Origin of the sequence: Enterobacter sp. SGAir0187 (assembly GCF_002952735.2) — a bacterium.
Classification (GTDB): Bacteria; Pseudomonadota; Gammaproteobacteria; order Enterobacterales; family Enterobacteriaceae; genus Enterobacter; species Enterobacter quasiroggenkampii.
On record NZ_CP025034.2, the window covers coordinates 983,953 to 1,005,801 of the forward strand.

Annotated in this window: 16 protein-coding genes; 6 read left to right on the top strand and 10 right to left on the bottom strand. The window is 57.1% G+C overall.

Annotation, left to right across the window (positions count from 1 at the left end):
* Positions 1–59: 59 nt before the first annotated feature.
* The 5 genes from serS to lrp form a co-directional block, all read right to left on the bottom strand.
* Positions 60–1,352 (bottom strand): serine--tRNA ligase, encoded by a 1,293-nt coding sequence (gene serS / locus CWR52_RS04800; protein ID WP_104948989.1) that lies wholly within the window; start codon positions 1,350–1,352, stop codon positions 60–62.
* A gap of 92 nt (positions 1,353–1,444) precedes the next feature.
* Positions 1,445–2,788: a replication-associated recombination protein RarA gene (rarA, locus tag CWR52_RS04805; RefSeq protein WP_104948990.1), complete on the bottom strand. Its 1,344-nt coding sequence runs from the start codon at positions 2,786–2,788 to the stop codon at positions 1,445–1,447.
* 9 nt (positions 2,789–2,797) lie between these two features.
* Entirely contained in the window at positions 2,798–3,409 is a 612-nt protein-coding gene (lolA, locus tag CWR52_RS04810) for an outer membrane lipoprotein chaperone LolA (protein WP_104948991.1), read from the bottom strand.
* Positions 3,410–3,537: 128 nt separating this feature from the next.
* Positions 3,538–7,206 (bottom strand): DNA translocase FtsK 4TM domain-containing protein, encoded by a 3,669-nt coding sequence (locus CWR52_RS04815; RefSeq protein WP_104948992.1) that lies wholly within the window; start codon positions 7,204–7,206, stop codon positions 3,538–3,540.
* A 135-nt stretch (positions 7,207–7,341) separates the two neighbouring features.
* On the bottom strand, positions 7,342–7,836 hold the full coding sequence (gene lrp / locus CWR52_RS04820; protein ID WP_000228469.1) for a leucine-responsive transcriptional regulator Lrp: 495 nt from the start codon (positions 7,834–7,836) through the stop codon (positions 7,342–7,344).
* Between the two features lie 545 nt (positions 7,837–8,381).
* Between lrp and trxB the strand changes: the two genes are divergently transcribed.
* The 5 genes from trxB to infA all read left to right on the top strand — a co-directional run bounded on the left by trxB (position 8,382) and on the right by infA (position 14,205).
* The gene (trxB, locus tag CWR52_RS04825; protein ID WP_032638969.1) at positions 8,382–9,350 is read left to right on the top strand and encodes a thioredoxin-disulfide reductase; all 969 of its coding nucleotides are present in this window, start codon (positions 8,382–8,384) and stop codon (positions 9,348–9,350) included.
* Positions 9,351–9,464: 114 nt separating this feature from the next.
* Complete coding sequence (gene cydD / locus CWR52_RS04830) at positions 9,465–11,231, top strand: heme ABC transporter permease/ATP-binding protein CydD (protein WP_104948993.1); 1,767 nt, start codon at positions 9,465–9,467, stop codon at positions 11,229–11,231.
* The gene (cydC, locus tag CWR52_RS04835) at positions 11,231–12,952 is read left to right on the top strand and encodes a heme ABC transporter ATP-binding protein/permease CydC (protein WP_104948994.1); all 1,722 of its coding nucleotides are present in this window, start codon (positions 11,231–11,233) and stop codon (positions 12,950–12,952) included. The genes cydD and cydC overlap by 1 nt, the downstream gene beginning before the upstream one ends.
* A 45-nt stretch (positions 12,953–12,997) precedes the next feature.
* Positions 12,998–13,702 carry a leucyl/phenylalanyl-tRNA--protein transferase gene (gene aat / locus CWR52_RS04840; RefSeq protein WP_045908398.1) on the top strand — a complete coding sequence of 235 codons (705 nt, stop codon included), beginning with the start codon at positions 12,998–13,000 and terminating at the stop codon, positions 13,700–13,702.
* 284 nt (positions 13,703–13,986) lie between these two features.
* Positions 13,987–14,205, top strand: a complete 219-nt coding sequence (gene infA, locus CWR52_RS04845) for a translation initiation factor IF-1 (RefSeq protein ID WP_002211347.1) — start codon at positions 13,987–13,989, stop codon at positions 14,203–14,205.
* Positions 14,206–14,275: 70 nt separating this feature from the next.
* Here infA and CWR52_RS04850 read toward each other — a convergent pair whose 3' ends face one another.
* From CWR52_RS04850 to clpS, 3 genes are all read right to left on the bottom strand, one after another.
* Complete coding sequence (locus CWR52_RS04850) at positions 14,276–14,728, bottom strand: hypothetical protein (RefSeq protein ID WP_104948995.1); 453 nt, start codon at positions 14,726–14,728, stop codon at positions 14,276–14,278.
* 858 nt (positions 14,729–15,586) lie between these two features.
* Positions 15,587–17,866 (bottom strand): ATP-dependent Clp protease ATP-binding subunit ClpA, encoded by a 2,280-nt coding sequence (gene clpA / locus CWR52_RS04855; RefSeq protein WP_014831269.1) that lies wholly within the window; start codon positions 17,864–17,866, stop codon positions 15,587–15,589.
* Between the two features lie 27 nt (positions 17,867–17,893).
* Positions 17,894–18,214 carry an ATP-dependent Clp protease adapter ClpS gene (gene clpS, locus CWR52_RS04860; protein WP_006174393.1) on the bottom strand — a complete coding sequence of 107 codons (321 nt, stop codon included), beginning with the start codon at positions 18,212–18,214 and terminating at the stop codon, positions 17,894–17,896.
* A 267-nt stretch (positions 18,215–18,481) separates the two neighbouring features.
* Between clpS and cspD the strand changes: the two genes are divergently transcribed.
* Positions 18,482–18,703 (top strand): cold shock-like protein CspD, encoded by a 222-nt coding sequence (cspD, locus tag CWR52_RS04865; RefSeq protein WP_008499993.1) that lies wholly within the window; start codon positions 18,482–18,484, stop codon positions 18,701–18,703.
* A 70-nt stretch (positions 18,704–18,773) separates the two neighbouring features.
* Here the strand turns inward: cspD and macB are convergent, their stop codons facing one another.
* Together macB and macA are read right to left on the bottom strand one after the other, a co-directional pair.
* Positions 18,774–20,714 (bottom strand): macrolide ABC transporter ATP-binding protein/permease MacB, encoded by a 1,941-nt coding sequence (gene macB / locus CWR52_RS04870; protein WP_045908399.1) that lies wholly within the window; start codon positions 20,712–20,714, stop codon positions 18,774–18,776.
* Positions 20,711–21,826, bottom strand: coding sequence for a macrolide transporter subunit MacA (gene macA / locus CWR52_RS04875; RefSeq protein WP_045908400.1), 1,116 nt, complete (start codon positions 21,824–21,826; stop codon positions 20,711–20,713). The genes macB and macA overlap by 4 nt, the downstream gene beginning before the upstream one ends.
* Positions 21,827–21,849 lie beyond the last annotated feature (23 nt).

The following is a 21,849-nucleotide window of genomic DNA, read 5'->3' on the forward strand; positions in this document are numbered from 1 at the left end:
TATCAAATCAAAGGCATAAAAAAAGCGCCCTGAGGCGCTTTTTTGTTTTAAGGCAAATATTAGCCGATGTAATGCTGGCCTTTCATGTATGGACGCAGCACTTCAGGGATCTCGATACGACCGTCTGCCTGCTGGTAGTTTTCCAGCACGGCAACCAGGGTACGGCCCACAGCCAGACCAGAACCGTTCAGGGTATGCACCAGACGGGTTTTCTTGTCAGATTTGCTGCGGCAGCGTGCCTGCATGCGGCGCGCCTGGAAATCCCAGACGTTAGAGCAGGAGGAGATTTCACGGTAGGTGTTCTGCGCGGGCACCCACACTTCCAGATCGAAGGTTTTGCAGGCACCAAAGCCCATATCACCGGTGCACAGCGCCATACGACGGTACGGCAGACCCAGCAGCTCCAGCACTTTTTCGGCGTGGCCGGTCATCTCTTCCAGCGCGTCCATGGACTCTTCAGGACGGACGATCTGCACCATCTCAACCTTGTCGAACTGGTGCATACGGATCAGACCACGCGTGTCGCGACCGTAAGAACCGGCTTCAGAACGGAAGCACGGAGAGTGCGCCGTCAGTTTGATCGGCAGATCGTCTTCGTCGATGATCTCATCACGCACGAGGTTAGTCAGCGGCACTTCCGCGGTTGGGATCAGCGCGTAGTTGCTGCTGTCGGCTTCCTCGTCCAGCGGACGGGTATGGAACAGATCGCCGGCAAACTTCGGCAGCTGGCCCGTACCGTACAGCGTATCGTGGTTGACCAGATACGGCACGTAGGTTTCGCTGTAGCCATGCTGCTCGGTGTGCAGATCCAGCATGAACTGCGCCAGCGCACGGTGCAGATGGGCAATCTGGCCTTTCATCACCACGAAACGAGAACCGGTCAGCTTAACCGCTGCCGCAAAATCCAGGCCCGCGTGCATTTCGCCCAGCGTCACGTGATCGCGCACCTCGAAGTCAAACTCACGAGGCGTGCCCCAGCGTTTCACTTCAACGTTGTCGTTTTCATCTTTGCCAACAGGCACGCTGTCGTCAGGAATATTCGGGATAGCCAGGGCAATATCACGAATCTCGGCCTGAAGAACGTCCAGCTCAGCTTTCGCCTGATCCAGTTCTTCACCCAGCTTGTTCACTTCCAGGCGTAATGGCTCAATATCTTCCCCGCGCGCTTTCGCCTGGCCGATGGATTTCGATCGAGAGTTACGCTCTGCCTGCAGATTTTCAGTTTGTACCTGCAGAACTTTACGACGCTCTTCAAGAGCGCGCAGCTTATCTACATCCAGCTTAAAGCCCCGGCGTGCCAGTTTTTCAGCGACTGCGTCTGGCTCATTACGCAGCAGATTGGGATCGAGCATGCTTATCCTGTGCTTATCGAATTAAAATAGGAAAATGTGGCCACAGCCTGCGGCCACAAGGATACATTGCCAACATTACCGCAACGACTGAACTAACGGTAGCGTTTTATAGGGCTATTTTGATCCTGTCCGGCGAGCCAGGTGAGCTTTTCACCAATCTTGCCCTCAAGACCTCTGTTTGTGGGGTGATAATAGCGCGTTTGTGCCATCTCCTGCGGGAAATATTCCTCCCCGGCGGCGTAGGCATTGGGTTCATCATGAGCGTAGCGGTACTCCTGCCCATACCCCATCTCTTTCATCAGCTTGGTCGGCGCATTACGCAGATGAACCGGTACATCGTAGTCCGGGCGTTCGCGTGCATCAGACATCGCGGCCTTAAACGCGGTATAGACGGCATTGCTTTTCGGCGCACAGGCCAGATAGACAATCGCCTGCGCAATGGCACGCTCGCCTTCCGCAGGTCCAACCCGGGTGAAACAGTCCCAGGCCGACAGTGCGACCTGCATGGCGCGAGGATCGGCATTGCCGACATCTTCTGAGGCAATCGCCAGACAGCGGCGCGCGACGTATAACGGATCGCCGCCCGCAGTGATAATACGCGCGTACCAGTACAGCGCCGCATCCGGCGCGCTGCCGCGCACGGACTTATGCAGGGCCGAAATGAGATCGTAAAAACGGTCACCTTTATTATCGAAGCGCGCACTGCGTTCCCCGGCAATTTCGGTGAGCAGTTCCGGTTTTAGCACTCGCTTCCCGGCATCGTCGACTTCGGCCATATCAGCCATCATCTCCAGCGTGTTCAGCGCCCGACGCGCATCGCCGTTAACCAGTTCTGCAATCGCACGACGCGTCTCGTCAGGCAGAACGATATCCTGCCCGCCATAGCCGCGCGCTTTGTCGTCCATCGCCTGGGTAAGCACCTTTTCGATATCCTCGGTCGTCAGCGATTTGAGCAGGTAAACGCGCGCGCGGGAAAGCAGCGCCGAGTTCAGCTCAAACGACGGGTTTTCGGTGGTCGCTCCGATGAAGAAGATCGTGCCGTCTTCAATGTGCGGCAGGAAAGCATCCTGCTGGCTCTTGTTGAAGCGGTGGACTTCGTCCACAAAGAGAATGGTGCGCCGCCCGGCATTGCGGTTCTGCCGCGCACGCTCGATCGCTTCGCGGATCTCTTTCACGCCGGACGTCACCGCCGAGATACGTTCGACGTCTGCGTTGGCATAGCGGGCAATCACTTCAGCGAGGGTCGTTTTACCGGTGCCGGGTGGCCCCCAGAGGATCATGGAGTGCAAATGCCCCGCCTCAATGGCGCGCGGCAAGGGCTTACCGGCAGCCAGCAGGTGCTGCTGGCCGATGTACTGCGCTAAATTTTCTGGCCGCATACGTGCGGCCAGAGGTTGAAACGCGTTATCTGAAAAATCGAGCGACAGATTGCCCACTCACGCCTCTTACTTACGTTGGTCGTCCACCGTTACGCCCTTCGGCGGGGTAAAGGTGAATTTCGATGCATCAACGGCGCCGTTCTGCTGAGACTTGAGCTGATAGCTGCTGCGCTGATCGTCCTGCTCAACCGCGCCGAACTGATTAATGGTACCGTTGGTGCTGACATTGATGGTGAACTGCTTCAGGTTGCCGTTGCTGCCTTTCGGCGTCAGGACAAATTCGTCACCCGTCTGTTTAATATTGTACTGCTGCCAGTCGCTGGCCTGGTTACGGGCAATCAGCATAAACGGCGTATTGCTGGTCGCATCCTTCAGCCAGGTCGCCGTGGCCTGCTCAACGAACGGGTTGAAGAACCATAAGGTTTTACCGTCAGAGACCAGAATGCTCTCATCCGGCTGGGTCATGTGCCAGTTAAACAGATTGGGGCGTTTAACCCACAAATCTCCCTGACCTTCCTGCACCGCGTTGCCGCTGCCGTCCGTCACTTTTTGGGTGAAGCTGGCGTGGAAGCTGCTTACTTTATCCAGTCGGCTTTTAAGGTCGCTGGCTGCATCAGCCCAGACGCTGCTGGCGACAAAACTGGTGAGTAATGCACAGGCGATGGCGATTTTTTTCATTGTTATTCCTTAAAATACGTCTTCCCGATAGGGGGTTTCCGTCTTCTATTCTGGACCTGCCCGAAGGCAGGCGACAGAAGAAAATGCTTAATTTTGGCTGATTTACCCTTCTTTGCAATTGCGAAAGGTTAATCAAACGGTGGCGGTGCCAGCACCTCGCGGTTACCGTTATGCCCCTGCTCACTCACAATGCCCTGCGCTTCCATCTGCTCGATGATGCGCGCCGCGCGGTTATAGCCGATGCGGAACTGACGCTGTACGCCGGAGATAGATGCTTTACGTTTTTCGGTAACGAAGTTAACCGCCTGATCGAATAACGGATCCAGCTCTTCACCGCCGTCAAAGCCACCGCCGCCGCCTTCGCTTTCCGTGTCGCTGGTGATGCCATCGACGTATTGCGGACGACCGCGCGCTTTCCAGTCCTGCACAACCGCGTGCACTTCCTGGTCGCGCACGAACGCGCCGTGAACACGCACCGGAGAGGTAGAGTTCGGACCGGAATAGAGCATGTCACCCATACCCAACAGCGATTCTGCACCGCCCTGGTCAAGAATAGTACGCGAATCAATTTTACTGGATACGGTAAAGGCGATACGCGTCGGAATGTTCGCTTTAATCAGACCGGTGATGACGTCCACGGAAGGACGCTGGGTCGCCAGCACAAGGTGAATACCGGCCGCACGCGCTTTCTGCGCCAGGCGGGCAATCAGCTCTTCCACTTTCTTACCGACGGTCATCATCAGGTCAGCGAATTCATCGACCAGCACCACGATATAAGGCAGTTTTTCCAGCACCGGATGTTGGGCATCCATGCTGTCACCCGGCTTCCAGTACGGATCCGGAATCGGACGTCCCATGCGCGCCGCTTCGGCGATTTTCTCGTTATAGCCGGCCAGGTTACGTACGCCCAACGCAGACATCAGCTTGTAGCGACGCTCCATCTCATTCACGCTCCAGCGCAGAGCGTTGGCGGCGTCTTTCATGTCGGTAACCACTTCGGTCAGCAGATGAGGAATACCTTCATAGACCGACAGTTCGAGCATTTTCGGGTCGATCATGATGAAACGCACATCTTCCGGCTGCGCTTTATAGAGCATGCTGAGGATCATGGCGTTCACACCGACGGACTTACCGGAACCGGTAGTACCCGCGACCAGCAGGTGAGGCATTTTTGCGAGGTCTGCCACCACCGGATCGCCCGCGATATCTTTACCCAGCACCACGGTCAGCGGGGAGGGGTTATCGCGGAACTTGGTGTTATCCAGCACTTCACGCAGGTAGACGGTCTGACGTTTTTTGTTCGGCAGCTCAAGACCAACGTAAGGTTTACCCGGTATCACTTCTACCACGCGCACCGCCACGGTCGACAGCGAACGCGCCAGGTCGCGGGACAGGTTGGAAATACGCGCGGCTTTTACGCCCGGCGCCAGGTTCAGTTCAAAACGGGTGATCACAGGACCCGGTGAGTAGTTCACCACGTCCGCCTTGATACGGAAGTCAGCCAGACGGGCCTCCACCAGACGCGCCATCTGCTCCAGCGCGAAGGTATCAACCGGTTCCACTTCTGACGGCGGCGGCGTTAACAGATCCAGAGACGGCAGCGGCGTGCTTGGACGCTGTAGCGGACGGCTGTCACCGTTACGCATCAGCAGCGGGTGAATCAGGCTCTCCTGAGGCTGAGGCGCAGGCTGCTGGAACTGTGGCGGCTGTGTATACGGCTGCTGAACGGGCTGTTGCGGCTGCGCGTAGGCCTGTGGTGCCGGTGGCTGGCGCACAGGCTCAGCTTCCGGCATCACGCTCGGGGTAAATAAAGGCTCGCTTGGGCCATCATCCACCAGATCTTTCATCGGCGAGAATTCAAAGTCGGACAGCGAGAACGGATTTGCACCAGCCGGTTGTTCACCGGAATAGCGCTGCTGCTGGGTGGCGGCAAACTGACGCGCCAGTTCAGCTTCTGCGGCGTCATCGTCGTCTTCCAGCGCCGGTTCATCGTGCTGATACTCTTCACCGTAGCGCTGATTCTGCTGCGCAGCGAACTGGCGGGCCAGCTCGTCCTGCTGCATTTCATCAGCATCATCATCGTACTCAGACTCGCGCGCTTTTTCTTCAGCCATACGCTGGGAAGGCAGCTTGATGCCATAAGAAGCAAGCTCACGGCGGGTGGGCACGCGGACGCGGTTAGGGCGAGGCAGCTGCGGACCGATCCCCTCTTTCACCTGAGGACGAGGTGCCCCCCCGGTTGCCAGGCTAAAGACGGGTGCAGCCACGGCCGCCGCCGCGGTAGCCTGCTTCACGCTTTCCGCTACGGGTGCAACAGCAGGCGTCGGGTCGACAGGTGGTACAGAAACAGAAGGCGCTTTCGTAACCGGCTCCTGCACCGGTTCAGGCACAGGCTGATACCAGGCGGCCAGCTGTTCGCGTTCACGCGCACGGCGCTCTTCGACTTCTTCAAAATAGTACAGCGGTGGACGGGCAGGCTTCACCTCTTCCACGATATCAGGCTCAGGTTCAGGCTGCGGTGCAACATAAGGCTGCACAGGTTCAACCGGTTCAGGCACATACTCCTGATACGGTTGAGCCACTGGCTGCTGATATTGCTGCGGTTCATACTCAGGCTGCGGCGGCTGATAAGGCTGGTGCCACTGTTCCTGCTGCACGGGGATGTAGCTTTCAGGTTCAGGCGCAATGACGGGCTCTGGCGTGTGAACACCCGGCGCAGTCTGCCACTCAACCTGAGGCTGCTGAATAACGGATTCCGGTGGCGGTACCGGCGTGGATGGCATCACGGCGTCGACAGGCGCGGCATACGTCTGGGCTGCGGTCGTCGCAGCGGCCGCGGCTGCCACCGGTTCGGTGACCGAGTGGCCGTTTAACAGCGGGTCGTATTCGTCAAAGTCCCCGGGCGTGGCCCGGCTGCCGGAGAAGAGCACATCGTCAGGATCGACGGCGACACCCGCAGCGCGATACGCCACCTGCTCGTCTTCATCCATGCGTTTACCGGAGAAGAGCGCCGCATCGGTTTTACGGCCCAGCGGGTTGGCAAATTTCTCAGCAACACGCTGGCGACGCGCCAGCGCGCCGCGCAAAATTCGGGCACGACGAGACTCGCGACGCTGCACAGGCGCATCGTCTTCCTCTTCATCTTCGTATTCGTCTTCATCTACCCACGTATCGTCACGGCGGGTACGATTGCTGGCAAAAGTCAGAATGGTAAGGATAAAGCTGCCAATTTTCTCGGCAATGCTCACCCAGGACCAGCCGGTAAACAGCGTCAGCCCGGCGGCCCAGATGCACAGCAGCGCCAGCGTGCCGCCGCTGCTGTGCAGCATCGGCTGGAGCGCAGAACTTAATAAGCTGCCGATCACCCCGCCAGAGGCGAAGTACCAGATATCATCGGCGTTAATCGCCGCCAGCCCGCAGGAGGTGAGGATCAGCGCCAGCGCGCCAATCAGGCGCAGCGAGACGGCGAAATAGTCGATGTAATCATCGTTCTGACGATGACGCCACGCAAACCAGCATCCGCCAATGATAATGACGGGAAGGGTGTAGGCCATCACACCGAAAATGAAGAACAGCGTGTCCGCAAGCCAGGCACCAGGGACACCGCCTAAATTATGGATAGGCTCATGCCATGCAGTTTGTGACCAGCTGGGATCCGAGGGGTTGAAACTGAGTAAGGCTGCCATCAGCCAGACGGCGAAAAGGGCAATAACAATCAGCAAAGCCTCGAGGAGACGACGTCCGCTGCTTAGCTTCGATAGTGTGACTTCTTTGTCTTCAGTGTATTCCTGGCTCAAGAAAGGCTCTCCAGGTATCAGGCATATCCTGCCTGTTTGCTAAAACGGACAACAGCGCCGGGACTCCCCGGCACTGTTGCTGTATGGATTAACAGGAGTGTAATCAAACTACGCTGATTTTGCACCTGTTCCGTGTTAGCGCGTCTTAATAACCAGACGATTGCTCTGTTTGACCTCTTCCATCACCACGTACGTACGGGTGTCGTTCACGCCCGGCAGACGCAACAGGGTTTCCCCCAGCAGCTTACGGTAGGCGGACATATCAGGCACACGGGTTTTCAACAGGTAGTCGAAATCACCGGACACCAGATGACACTCTTGAATTTCTTCAAGTTTTTGTACAGCGGCGTTAAATTGCTCAAACACATCCGGCGCACCACGATTCAGAGTAATCTCAACAAATACCAGAAGTGAGGCATCCAGATAATGCGGGTTCAGCAGAGCCGTATAGCCCTGAATAAAACCCTGTCTTTCCAGTCGGCGCACACGCTCAAGGCACGGCGTCGGGGAAAGTCCCACACGTTTTGAAAGCTCGACGTTGGAAATACGCCCATCCTTTTGCAATTCATTAAGAATGTTACGATCGATACGGTCGAGATCTTTGCCAGGGCGCTTCTTGCTATCTACCATTATTATTGTCTCTCTGTATTCCTTCCCTACTCCTGCCTGGACCCTGTGCACATCACTGTTCAGAGCCTGTACCCGTTAGTCATCACATCGCCTGATTATGTAATAGACGCGATGCGGATTCGGGTTCTGTTGGTAAGAAGACCGTTGCCCGAAGGCAGTCACCGACATCACGTATGGCGTCTGTCCACGCCATGCGTAGATTTCACTGACCCGGTAAAAATGGCATTTACGTGCATGCCTATGCGGCATACGGTTAACACGGTTTTTTCTTCTTCCTTGAATGTTTTCGCAAAAGCGCAGGGGATTGTCAAAGCAAAACATCGTTTTTTAGTACAACATGCCGGATATTCATTGCGGCAGGGTATTAATCCTCATTTTATTGCCTTACAAACGACCGGTTTTCAGGAGAAAGCGTGATGTTATCGCGCGCGATTCATCGTCCATGGCTATTACACAGATTGATATCAAAATTGCTGCGCTCTTTTTTTACGGCAACAAATTCCCTACAATCCAGCCAAATGTCTGCCAACAACAATGGGGATCTCATGGGCACGGCCAAACACAGTAAGCTGCTAATCCTTGGTTCTGGACCTGCGGGATATACCGCGGCGGTCTATGCTGCACGCGCTAACCTGCACCCGGTACTCATCACCGGCATGGAAAAAGGCGGTCAGCTGACCACCACCACCGAAGTAGAAAACTGGCCAGGCGACCCGAACGACCTGACCGGGCCGCTGCTGATGGAGCGTATGCACGAGCATGCCGCTAAATTCGAAACCGAAATTCTGTTCGATCACATCAATAAGGTCGACCTGCAGAACCGTCCGTTCCGCCTGACGGGTGACAGCGGTGAATACACCTGTGACGCGCTGATCATTGCAACCGGTGCCTCTGCCCGCTATCTCGGCCTGCCATCCGAAGAAGCGTTTAAAGGCCGTGGGGTTTCTGCCTGCGCCACCTGCGACGGTTTCTTCTATCGCAATCAGAAGGTCGCGGTCATCGGCGGCGGCAACACTGCCGTTGAAGAAGCGCTGTACCTGGCGAACATTGCCTCTGAAGTACACCTGATCCACCGCCGCGAGACCTTCCGCGCGGAGAAGATCCTGATCAAACGTCTGATGGACAAAGTGGCAAGCGGCAACATCGTGCTGCACACCAACCGTACGCTGGAAGAGGTGACGGGCGACCAGATGGGCGTTGCCGGTCTGCGTATTCGTGATACCCAGAACACCGATAATGTCGAAACGCTGGAAGTGGCGGGTCTGTTTGTGGCCATCGGTCACAGCCCGAACACCGCAATCTTCGACGGTCAGCTGGAGCTGGAAAACGGCTACATCAAAGTGCAGTCCGGCATTCACGGTAATGCGACTCAAACCAGCATCCCGGGCGTATTCGCGGCCGGCGACGTGATGGACCATATTTACCGTCAGGCGATCACCTCTGCGGGCACCGGCTGTATGGCCGCGCTGGACGCTGAACGCTACCTCGATGGACTGGCTGAACAAGGTAAATAATCTTTACAAGTCAGTAACAAACGTAAATAAAGGCGGCGATAAGTCGCCTTTATTGTCTCCCCGTTGTAACATTGCGCTGCCCAACTTCTAATAACGTCACCTGCAAAGTACGCAATGGAAAAAACCCGTCAACAAGAGCTAACACGCTGGCTGAAACAGCAAAGCGTTCTTTCCCGCCGCTGGCTTACGATTTCCCGTCTTTTGGGTTTCGTCAGCGGTCTGTTGATTGTTGCCCAGGCATGGCTGCTGGCCCGCATTCTTAATCACATGATCATGGAGAACATTCCACGCGAAGCGCTCCTGCTACCCTTTATTGTCCTGATCCTGATTTTTATCCTGCGCGCCTGGGTGGTGTGGCTGCGTGAGCGTGTCGGTTTTCACGCCGGACAGCACATCCGTTACGAGATCCGCCGTCAGGTGCTCGACAGGCTTCAGGAAGCCGGGCCCGCGTGGATCCAGGGTAAACCGGCCGGTAGCTGGGCGACGCTGATCCTTGAGCAGATTGACGATATGCATGACTACTACGCGCGCTATCTTCCGCAGATGGCCCTTGCCGTCTTCGTTCCGCTGCTGATCGTGATCGCCATCTTCCCGGTGAACTGGATGGCGGCGCTGATTCTGATGGGCACCGCCCCGCTGATCCCGCTGTTTATGGCGCTGGTCGGCATGGGGGCTGCGGATGCCAACCGCCGTAATTTCCTCGCACTGGGTCGCTTAAGCGGTCATTTCCTCGATCGTTTGCGCGGTATGGAGACATTGCGCATTTTTGGCCGCGGTGAAGCGGAAACCGAAAATATTCGCCTGGCGTCACAGGACTTTCGTCAGCGCACCATGGAAGTGCTACGCCTCGCCTTCCTGTCTTCAGGCGTACTGGAATTCTTCACCTCGCTGTCGATTGCCCTCGTGGCGGTCTACTTCGGCTTCTCCTACCTCGGCGCGCTGGATTTCGGCCACTACGGCACGGCGGTGACCCTTTCCGCCGGGTTCCTGGCGCTGATCCTGGCGCCGGAATTTTTCCAGCCGCTTCGCGATCTGGGAACCTTCTATCACGCCAAAGCTCAGGCGGTTGGTGCCGCCGATAGCCTGAAAACGTTCCTGGAAACGCCGCTGGCCCACCCGGAGCGCGGTGACGTAACGCTGAATGCGAAAGATCCGGTGACCATTGAAGCGCAGGATTTTTCCATTCTGTCCCCCGAAGGCAAAGTGCTCGCCGGTCCGCTGAACTTTACCTTATCTGCCGGACAGCGCGTGGTCCTTGTCGGCATCAGCGGTTCCGGGAAAAGTTCTCTGCTGAACGCGTTGTCCGGGTTTATGGCTTACACGGGTTCACTGCGGATCAACAAAACCGAACTGCGCAACCTCGATCCTGACGCCTGGCGTAAACAGCTCAGTTGGGTAGGCCAAAACCCACAGCTTCCCGCCGCTACGCTGCGCGAAAATGTGCTTCTGGCGCGTCCGGACGCGCGTGAAGATGAACTGCAGTCGGTTCTCGACCGCGCCTGGGTCAGCGAGTTTCTGCCGCTGCTGCCGCAAGGGGTGGATACTGTTGTCGGCGACCAGTCCGCCGGGCTGTCGGTCGGGCAGGCGCAGCGTGTGGCCGTTGCCCGCGCGCTGCTCAACCCATGCCAGCTGATGCTGCTGGACGAGCCCGCAGCCAGCCTTGACGCACACAGCGAGCAGCGCGTAATGGAAGCGCTTAACGCCGCCTCCCTGCAGCAAACCACCCTGATGGTCACCCACCAGCTGGAAGGGATTGCCGACTGGGACCAGATCTGGGTCATGGAAAACGGCCGTATTGTTGAGCAAGGCGATTACGCCTCTCTCGTTGCCGCCCAGGGGCCATTTGCTACCCTGCTGGCGAACCGTCAGGAGGATATCTGATGCGCGCTCTGCTGCCTTACCTGGCGCTCTATAAGCGCCACAAATGGATGCTGACGCTGGGGATTGTGCTGGCCATTGTCACGCTGCTCGCCAGCATCGGCCTGCTCACGCTTTCCGGCTGGTTCCTGTCGGCTTCGGCCGTCGCGGGCTTTGCCGGATTGTACAGCTTCAACTATATGCTCCCGGCTGCCGGTGTTCGCGGTACCGCCATCACCCGTACTGCCGGACGCTATTTCGAACGGCTGGTCAGCCACGACGCCACTTTCCGCGTGCTGCAGCACCTGCGCATCTACACCTTCAGCAAACTGCTGCCCCTCTCCCCTGCCGGGCTGGCGCGTTTTCGTCAGGGTGAGCTCCTTAACCGTGTCGTCGCGGATGTCGACACGCTGGATCACCTTTACCTGCGCGTGATTTCCCCGATCGTGGGCGCGTTTGTGGTGATTGTGGTGGTCACGCTGGGGCTGTCTGTTCTGGATGTTCCCGTTGCTCTGACGCTGGGCGGGATCATGCTGCTGACGCTGATCATTCTGCCGCCGTTGTTTTACCGCGCCGGAAAATCCACCGGGGAAAACCTGACGCGTCTGCGCGGGGACTACCGTCAGCAGCTGACCGCCTGGCTTCAGGGGCAGGCGGAGCTGACCATTTTTGGTGCCAGCAAGCGCTACCGCGCGCGGATGGAAAGCACGGAGCTGAACTGGCATGAGGCTCAGCGCCGCCAGTCGGAGCTGACGGCCTTCTCTCAGGCGCTGATGATGCTGATCGGCGGCGTGGCGGTGATAGCCATGCTGTGGCTGGCATCCGGCGATATCGGGGGAAATACTCAGCCGGGTCCGCTTATTGCCCTTTTCGTCTTCTGTGCGCTGGCTGCGTTTGAAGCGCTGACCCCGGTGACGGGCGCCTTCCAGCATCTGGGGCAGGTCATCGCCTCTGCCCTGCGCATCACCCAGATTGCCGAGCAGAAACCTGAAGTCACGTTCAGTGCCGGGCAGACCGCTGTCCCCGAGCAGGTTGCGCTGACGCTTGAAGATGTTACCTTCAGCTATGACAAACAGGCGCAGAACGCGCTGGACGGTGTTACCCTTTCTGTGAATGCCGGTCAGCGGATTGCGATCCTCGGCCGTACCGGCTGCGGTAAGTCGACGCTGCTGCAGCTGCTGACGCGCGCCTGGGATCCACAGCACGGTCAGATTCGTTTTAATAACACGTTGCTGACTGATTTCAGCGAGCAGGCCCTGCGCAAGACCGTGAGCGTTGTTCCGCAGCGCGTGCATCTGTTCAGCGCCACCCTGCGCGATAACCTGCTGCTGGCAGCCCCAGAGGCCACGGATGATGCGCTTCGCGCCATGCTGGAACAGGTCGGTCTGCATAAGCTGCTTGAAGACGAGGGATTGAACAGCTGGCTGGGCGAAGGTGGTCGTCAACTCTCCGGCGGTGAACTGCGCCGCCTGGCGATTGCGCGCGCGCTGCTGCACGATGCGCCGCTGATGCTGCTTGACGAGCCCACCGAAGGGCTGGATGCCACGACTGAGAGCCAAATCCTTGATTTGCTGGCCAATGTTATGACCGGTAAAACCGTCCTGATGGTCACGCACCGCCTGCGCGGACTGGCGAGTTTTGATCAGATAATTGTGATGGACAACGGACACATTATTGAGCAAGGTAGTCACGCAGAGCTGTTGGCGAAACAGGGTCGCTACTACCAGTTTAAACAGCGTCTGTAGACTATATTTGTAGCGTCCTCACTCGCGTACTGGAGTTTTGCTGTCATGCGCCTGGTCCAGCTTTCTCGTCATAATATCGCGTTCCCTTCTCCGGAAGGGGCGCTGCGTGAGCCCAATGGGCTGCTGGCCCTTGGCGGTGACCTCAGCCCTGCGCGGCTATTGATGGCGTACCAGCGCGGTATCTTCCCCTGGTTTTCTCCCGGCGACCCCATTTTATGGTGGTCTCCCGATCCGCGTGCCGTGCTGTGGCCAGAGCAGTTTCACCTGAGCCGCAGCATGAAGCGTTTCCATGCGAAATCCCCCTACCGCGTCACTCTGAACCACGCCTTTGGACAGGTCATTGAAGGCTGTGCCGAAGACCGCTTTGAGGGAACATGGATAACCCGCGATATTATTACCGCCTACCACCAGCTTCATGAGCTTGGCTACGCTCACTCCATCGAGGTATGGGACGGTGGAGCACTCGTCGGCGGTATGTACGGCGTGGCGCAGGGGACGCTATTTTGCGGCGAATCGATGTTCTCCCGCGCGGTGAATGCCTCGAAAACGGCGCTGCTGGTCTTCAGCCAGGCGTTTGCCCAGCGCGGTGGACGCCTGATCGATTGTCAGGTGCTTAACGAGCACACGGCTTCTCTCGGCGCCGTTGAGATCCCACGACGTCAGTACATCGAGCATCTGGATGCCAGCCGTCAGGAGAAGCTCCCCCGCGACTTCTGGATACCGAGAACGCTCTTTATGCCCAATGCCTAAATGTTTTCCGCATATTTTTTGTGAGGGTGTTATAATTACGCCGCAGAGTAGCTTCTGCCTGTTGCCCCGCCGCCGTTTGGGACCCTCGCTTCAGATAACGTCCTGACGTTTATCCTGTCGTCTCCCCTTTACGAATGCGCTTCCTGTTCGGTTGTACCGTGACGCTTGGGCAATGCGCCGAAACTGTTTTGCTGCGTTTTAATCGCGCAATTCTTTACTTAATTGATGAATTTCGGCATTATCTTGCCGGTTCAAAACTTGGTAGTGATACCCCAGAGGATTAGATGGCCAAAGAAGACAATATTGAAATGCAGGGTACCGTACTTGATACGTTGCCTAATACCATGTTTCGCGTAGAGCTGGAAAACGGTCACGTGGTAACTGCGCACATCTCCGGTAAAATGCGCAAAAACTACATCCGCATTTTGACGGGCGACAAAGTGACTGTTGAACTGACCCCGTACGACCTGAGCAAAGGCCGCATTGTCTTCCGTAGTCGCTAATTTTTTCGCCTGTAATGGCAGATGAATATTTAAAAGGTCGGGATTATCCCGGCCTTTTTTATTTGTGGCGTTAGTGTTGCTGCGTCGGAAGATGTATTGTCATCCATGGTTGTACAGGAGCGATTAAATCCCCCGCCATAGAATGAGCCATGTCATGGAGTAATCCCGTCAGGTGCGGCAGCATATCGCGGTCAAAATGCGACACCAGCAGCACATGATTCAACGCCCGGCAGTAATCACACTTTGTATCTGTATCTTCCAGCAGCCACTCCTTTTGTCGCGGTTGTTCCGCTTCTTTCTCAAATTCCACTATCTGAAAATCACGCATTGATTCTGTGAGGCCGGTTTTTACCTCTTCCAGGTAGGCTCCGAGACAGCGGCAAACGGGCTGCGTTTGCGGGAGTGATTTGCAGTCGAGGAGGATTTCAGTGAGCAGTTTGCAGCGCTCGGCCAGGGTGGGGAGATCGGGGTTGAGGGAGAGTTCGCTGTAGAGTTGGGAGATAGACTGGTTTTCCATATTCATAATTTCCATATTAAGAGCTGAAAACTACCACCAGAAACGCCAACTTCGGGTGGCAGACTGAACCGGTTTGGCGTACCGACCATATGGAAAATCGGCGCTTCAAAAGAAGCCCCGGTTCAGCCCACCATATTTGAAGATACGGATTATACCGCAGCTAAAAAAAGAGTGAACGAAACCAGTGACGTTGCGTTGAGCAACATCTTTCCATATGTGTGTAATCAGGACGCCAATCCCGGCACCTGATTTTGCAGGTGCGCCGCCATTTTATTACTGTGGATTTATCCAGCAACTGACTTCGAAAGAAACTGGAAAGCGCCTCGCAAAATTCCTCTGCGGCCTGTTGCCCTCACCCCAACCCTCTCCCACAGGGCTGAGGAATCCCCACAAAATAATACCAGCACGGACGACCCCCTCTCCCTTGAGGGAGAGGGCTGGGGTGAGGGGGAACATACGGCTCTGGTGGTCATTCCGTTCACTTTATGTTCCTTGCTACTCTGTAAGGACATGACCTGTGAACGTGCCAGGGCGGCTCAATCGCCGCCGCCCTGGCGACCCGGGCTCCCGGCGGTAAATCGCCGCTTCGCGGTGCCTTCGGCTTATTCCTTCCGGCTTTTCGGGGACGGGCGGAGGTAACGTCCCTGTAAAGCCCGCCCTCTCGGCGCATCCATGCGCCTCGCCCCGGCATACAGGAAACGCCTCAGCGATTTACAGCCGGACCAGGGCATCGCTGTAAGCCATTCATTTTCCTGAAGTCACATGCATCGCTTCAGATATAAAATTACTGGGGATTCCTCACCCCACAGGAAGAGGGCATAAAAAAACCGGGCATTCGCCCGGTTTTTACGTTTAACGTTTAACTCAGTGAGCCGCTTCCGGCTTGTGCTTCGCTGCACTCTGGAAATCGTACGTCAGTTCGTTCTTCGCCTGGTCCAGCGCCACGGTCACCTGACCGCCGTCCACCAGCGAGCCAAACAGCAGCTCGTTCGCCAGCGGTTTCTTCAGGTTGTCCTGAATCACGCGCGCCATCGGACGGGCGCCCATCGCACGGTCGTAGCCTTTCTCGGCCAGCCAGTTGCGGGCCTCCTGGCTCACTTCCAGCGACACGCCTTTCTGATCCAGCTGAACCTGCAGCTCGACGATGAACTTGTCCACGACCTGGTGGATCACTTCGGTAGACAGGTGATCGAACCAGATGATGTTGTCCAGACGGTTACGGAACTCCGGCGTGAAGATCTTCTTGATCTCTTCCATCGCATCGGTGCTGTTATCCTGGTGGATCAGGCCGATGGATTTACGCTCGGTTTCACGCACCCCGGCGTTAGTGGTCATTACCAGCACCACGTTGCGGAAGTCCGCCTTGCGCCCGTTGTTGTCGGTCAGCGTCCCGTTGTCCATCACCTGCAGCAGGATGTTGAACACGTCCGGGTGTGCTTTCTCGATTTCGTCGAGCAGCAGTACCGCGTGCGGATGCTTGATCACCGCGTCGGTGAGCAGGCCGCCCTGGTCAAAGCCCACGTAGCCCGGAGGCGCACCAATCAAACGGCTGACGGTGTGACGCTCCATATACTCAGACATATCAAAGCGCAGCAGCTCAATGCCCAGCGCTTTAGAGAGCTGAACCGTTACTTCGGTTTTCCCCACGCCGGTCGGGCCGGCAAACAGGAAGGAACCGACAGGCTTGTGCTCATGCCCCAGTCCGGCACGGGCCATCTTGATCGCTTCGGTTAAGGCCTCAATGGCTTTATCCTGACCAAAGACCAGCATTTTCAGGCGATTGCCGAGGGTGCGCAGCGTGTCGCGGTCGCTCTGAGAAACGCTCTTCTCAGGGATACGCGCGATGCGGGCCACCACGGACTCAATATCCGCCACGTTAACGGTTTTCTTACGCTTGCTGGCCGGCATCAGACGCGCACGCGCCCCGGCCTCATCAATCACGTCAATCGCCTTATCCGGCAGATGACGGTCGTTGATGTATTTCACCGCCAGCTCCACCGCCGCACGGACCGCTTTCGCGGTGTAACGCACATCGTGGTGCGCTTCGTACTTCGGTTTCAGGCCGTTGATGATCTGCACCGTTTCCTCGACGGACGGTTCGGTCACGTCGATTTTCTGGAAGCGGCGCGCCAGCGCACGGTCTTTCTCAAAGATGTTGCTGAACTCCTGGTAGGTGGTGGAGCCAATCACGCGGATCTTGCCGCTGGAGAGCAGCGGTTTGATCAGGTTAGCCGCATCCACCTGGCCACCGGAGGCCGCACCCGCGCCGATGATGGTGTGGATCTCATCGATAAACAGGATGCTGTTGGTATCCTGCTCCAGCTGTTTTAACAGTGCCTTGAAGCGTTTTTCAAAATCACCGCGGTATTTCGTGCCCGCCAGCAGCGAGCCGATATCCAGCGAGTAGATGGTGCAGTCAGCAATCACTTCCGGCACGTCGCCCTGCACAATGCGCCAGGCAAGACCTTCAGCAATCGCGGTTTTACCCACGCCAGATTCCCCCACCAGCAGCGGGTTGTTCTTGCGGCGACGGCACAGCACCTGGATCGCGCGTTCCAGCTCTTTATCGCGACCAATCAGCGGGTCGATACCGCCAACGCGAGCAAGCTGATTAAGGTTGGTGGTGAAGTTTTCCATACGATCCTCCCCGCCTGCTTGCTCTTCATTGTTATTGACCTGATTGCTGGAATCCGATGCCTGGTTAGGCTCGTCTTTGCGCGTTCCGTGAGAGATAAAGTTAACCACATCGAGGCGGCTGACTTCGTGTTTGCGCAGCAGATAGGCAGCCTGTGACTCCTGCTCGCTGAAGATGGCGACTAAGACGTTTGCGCCAGTCACTTCGCTACGTCCGGAAGACTGGACGTGGAATACCGCGCGCTGCAGCACACGCTGGAAGCTGAGCGTCGGCTGTGTGTCGCGCTCCTCTTCACTGGCTGGCAGCACCGGTGTGGTTTGTTCGATGAAGGCTTCGAGTTCCTGACGTAGCGCCACCAGATCCACGGAGCAGGCTTCCAGCGCTTCGCGGGCAGATGGGTTGCTAAGCAGTGCGAGCAGTAAATGCTCGACGGTCATAAACTCATGTCGGTGCTCACGCGCTCTGGCGAAAGCCATGTTTAAACTGAGTTCCAGTTCTTGATTGAGCATAGGCACCTCCCCCAATTTTATGCCTTATCAGGCCTTTTCCAGCGTACACAGCAACGGATGCTCGTTCTCCCTCGCATAATCGTTCACCATCGCCACTTTGGTTTCCGCCACTTCGGCAGTGAAGATGCCGCAGATAGCTTTGCCACGATAATGAACGGTAAGCATCAGTTGCGTTGCACGTTCTACATCATAAGAAAAGAACTTTTGTAGCACGTCAATAACAAATTCCATCGGCGTGTAATCATCGTTCATTAACATAACTTTATACATAGATGGCGGTTTTAGCGCGTCACGCACTTTGTCTTCCGCCAGCTGGTCAAAATCCAGCCAGTCGTTGGTCTTACCCATTTTGCATAACCACTTTGAATCTACCTCAGATGTTAGATAACAATCATCTATTACTGTCATCCGCGATGTCTGTCACAAACTGTTGCAATAGCGTTAACTGCTTCAAACTTTGGTTGATTATTGTCCCATCTCCAGCGCCAAACGCTTGACGACTTCTTTCGTTTCTCTAAATTGTACAAGCGTGAGATGGCGAGGTTTTGAACAGCCCCCACTCCACCACCGGTTCATTCCATCTTAACTTATAAGATTTACGAAGGATGTCGAAGCATGGAAATGGGTACTGTTAAGTGGTTCAACAACGCCAAAGGGTTTGGCTTCATCTGCCCCGAAGGCGGCGGCGAGGATATCTTCGCTCACTATTCCACCATTCAGATGGATGGTTACAGAACGCTCAAAGCCGGGCAGTCCGTCCGGTTCGATGTCCACCAGGGACCAAAAGGCAATCATGCAAGCCTTATCGTCCCCATTGAAGCAGAGACGGTTGCATAGCTCTCTGTTTTATTGTGTACATCCCGCAGTCAAAATGCCAGCCCGATCGGCTGGCATTTTTATTTTCGGGTTATTCCCGAGCCAGCGCATCCACCGGATCCAGCCGCGCCGCGTTGCGGGCGGGCAACCAGCCAAACAAAATGCCGGTAAAGGTCGAACACAAGAATGCGGTAATAATGGCCACCGGCGAGAAGCCAATCTCCCAGCCGGGTAAAAAGAGCTGGAGCGCGAAGGCGATCATCATCGAGAGCGCAATCCCCATCGCACCGCCGACCAGACACACCAGCACGGCTTCAATCAAAAACTGCTGTAGCACGTCGCTGGCTCTGGCCCCGACCGCCATGCGGATGCCAATCTCCCGGGTTCGCTCGGTGACCGACACCAGCATGATGTTCATCACCCCGATGCCGCCGACGACCAGCGAAATCACCGCCACCAGCGTGAGGAACAGCTGAAGAGTACGTGTGGTCTTTTCCGCCGTTTTCAAGAGGCCGTCCATATTCCAGGTGAAGAAATCCTTCTTCCCGTGGCGCAGGGTTAACAGCCGCTCCAGCTGCTGCTCGGCCAGCGCGCTGTCGTAGCCCTCCTTCACGCGTACGGTGATGGAGTTAAGCCAGGACTGCCCCATAATCCGCCCGGAGATAGTGGTATAGGGCAGCCAGACGCGCAGGATCTTGCTGCTGCCAAACATCGACTGTTTCTCTTCCGCCACGCCGATGACCGTGGCAGGCATGTTGCCGACCAGGATCACTTCGCCCACCACGTTGGCTTTATTGGGGAAGAGCTGTCTGCGCGAGTTCGCGTCCAGCACCACCACCTGCGCCCTGCCCGCCAGCTGTTCGGCGTTAAAGGTGGCGCCTTCGCTGAAGGTCATGCCGTAGACGTTGAAATAATCCCCGCTGACGCCGTTCGCGCTGGCTGCCACGTCAACATTGCCCACCCGCAGGCGCAGGTTCTGCGACACCGCAGGCGTGGCGGAGTTGACCCACGGCTGCTTCTGAATGGCCGCCAGATCGTCGTATTTCAGCGCCTGCTGATACTGCGGCTCGTCGTCCCCGAAGTCTTTGCCAGGATAGACGTCAATGGTATTGGTGCCGATAGCGCGGATATCGGCCAGCACCAGCTGCTTGGCCGCGTCGCCCACCACCACAATCGACACCACTGAGGCGATACCGATAATGATGCCGAGCATCGTCAGCAGGGTACGCATTTTATTGGCCGCCATCGCCAGCCAGGCCATGGTCAGCGCTTCACGAAAGCCGCTGGAAAATTGTCCCCAGCCGGTTGAGGCCGGAAGCACTTCTTTCGGCGCCGCAGCCCTGGACTCACGCGGCGGCGGGTTGCTGACCAGCTCGCCATCATGGATCTCAATAATCCGTTCCGCCTGCGCCGCCACCTGCGGATCGTGAGTCACAATGATGACGGTGTGCCCTTGATCGCGAAGCTGGTGCAGGATCGCCATCACCTCTTCGCCGGAATGGCTGTCGAGTGCGCCGGTTGGCTCATCCGCGAGGATCACCTGCCCGCCGTTCATCAGGGCGCGGGCAATACTCACGCGCTGCTGCTGGCCGCCGGACAGCTGCGAGGGCTGATACTCCACCCGCTCCGCCAGCCCCAGACGCGTCAGCAGCATCTGCGCGCGCTCGAGCCGTTTTTTCCGCTCGACGCCCGCATAGACCGCCGGAACTTCCACGTTCTGCGCAGCATTGAGGTGAGAAAGCAGATGGTAACGCTGGAAGATAAAGCCGAAGTGCTCCCGACGCAGCTTCGCCAGCGCGTCGCCATCCAGCGTGGAGATATCTGTTCCAGCCACGCGATAGGTCCCGCTGGTCGGCTTATCCAGACAGCCGAGAATGTTCATCAGCGTCGATTTACCGGAACCCGATGCCCCGACAATCGCCACCATCTCGCCCGCTTCCACGCGCAGGGAGATGCCCTTCAGCACCTCCACCGGGCCATCGCCCGACGGATAGCTGCGGCGAATGTCCTTCAGCTCAAGCAATGCCGTCATTTCGCGGCTCCGGGCAGGCTTTCACTGACAACAACCTCCTCGCCCTCTTCCAGCCCTTTCACCACCACCACGTCGGTGTCGTTGCGCGCGCCAATCACCACTTCGCGCTCACGCGTTTCGCCGTTGCGCAGCACTTTCACTTTATAGCGACTCTCCCCGGCGGATTCACCCAGCGCAGAGAGCGGAATGGTCAGCACGTTCTTCAGACCGGTCAGCTGAATATGCACCTGCGCGGTCATGTCGAGACGCAGCACGCCCTTCGGATTCGGCACTTCAAAACGGGCATAGTAGAAGATGGCGTCGTTCACTTTTTCCGGCGTCGGCAGAATGTCCTTCAGCACGCCTTCGTAGCGCGTCTGCGGGTCCCCCAGCACCGTAAACCAGGCATTCTGCCCCGGCTTCAGATGGATCACATCCGCCTCGGAGACCTGGGCTTTGACCAGCATGGTGCTCATGTCCGCCAGCGTCAGAATGTTTGGCGCCTGCTGCGCAGCAATCACCGTCTGCCCCTGCAGCGTGGTGATCTGAGTGACTTCACCGGCCATCGGCGCCACGATCTGGGTGTAGTCGAGGTTGGTTTTCGCCGTATCCAGCGAGGCCTGATTGCGTTTGATTTGCGCGTCAATCGTGCCAATCTGCGCCTGCTTCACCGCCAGTTCCGTGGTGGCCGTGTCTAAATCCTGCTTCGAGATCGCCTGGGTTTTGGCCAGCGCCTGCTGACGGGTCAGCGTCACCTGGGCCAGGTTACGCTCTGCCTGCGCCTGCGCACGCTGCGCGCGCAGCTCCATCAGCGTGGCTTCCACCTCGCGGATCTGGTTCTCAGCCTGTTCTGGATCGATCACGCCGAGCAGCTGGCCTTTTTTCACCTTATCGCCAATCTCAACCGACAGCGTTTTCAGCTGACCGCTGACCTGCGCGCCGACGTCAACCTTGCGCAGGGCATCAAGCTTGCCCGTCGCGAGGACGTTTTGCTGCAGTTCGCCCGGGCGAACAATCAGCGTCTGATACTGCGGCACCGGCGCATTCAGCACCTGCCATAGCCAGTATCCACCGGCTAACACCACGACCGCCAGCAGCAGAAACAGCGTTCTGCGTTTTCCCTTGAGGTTCATAAATATTCCAAATAAATGTTCTG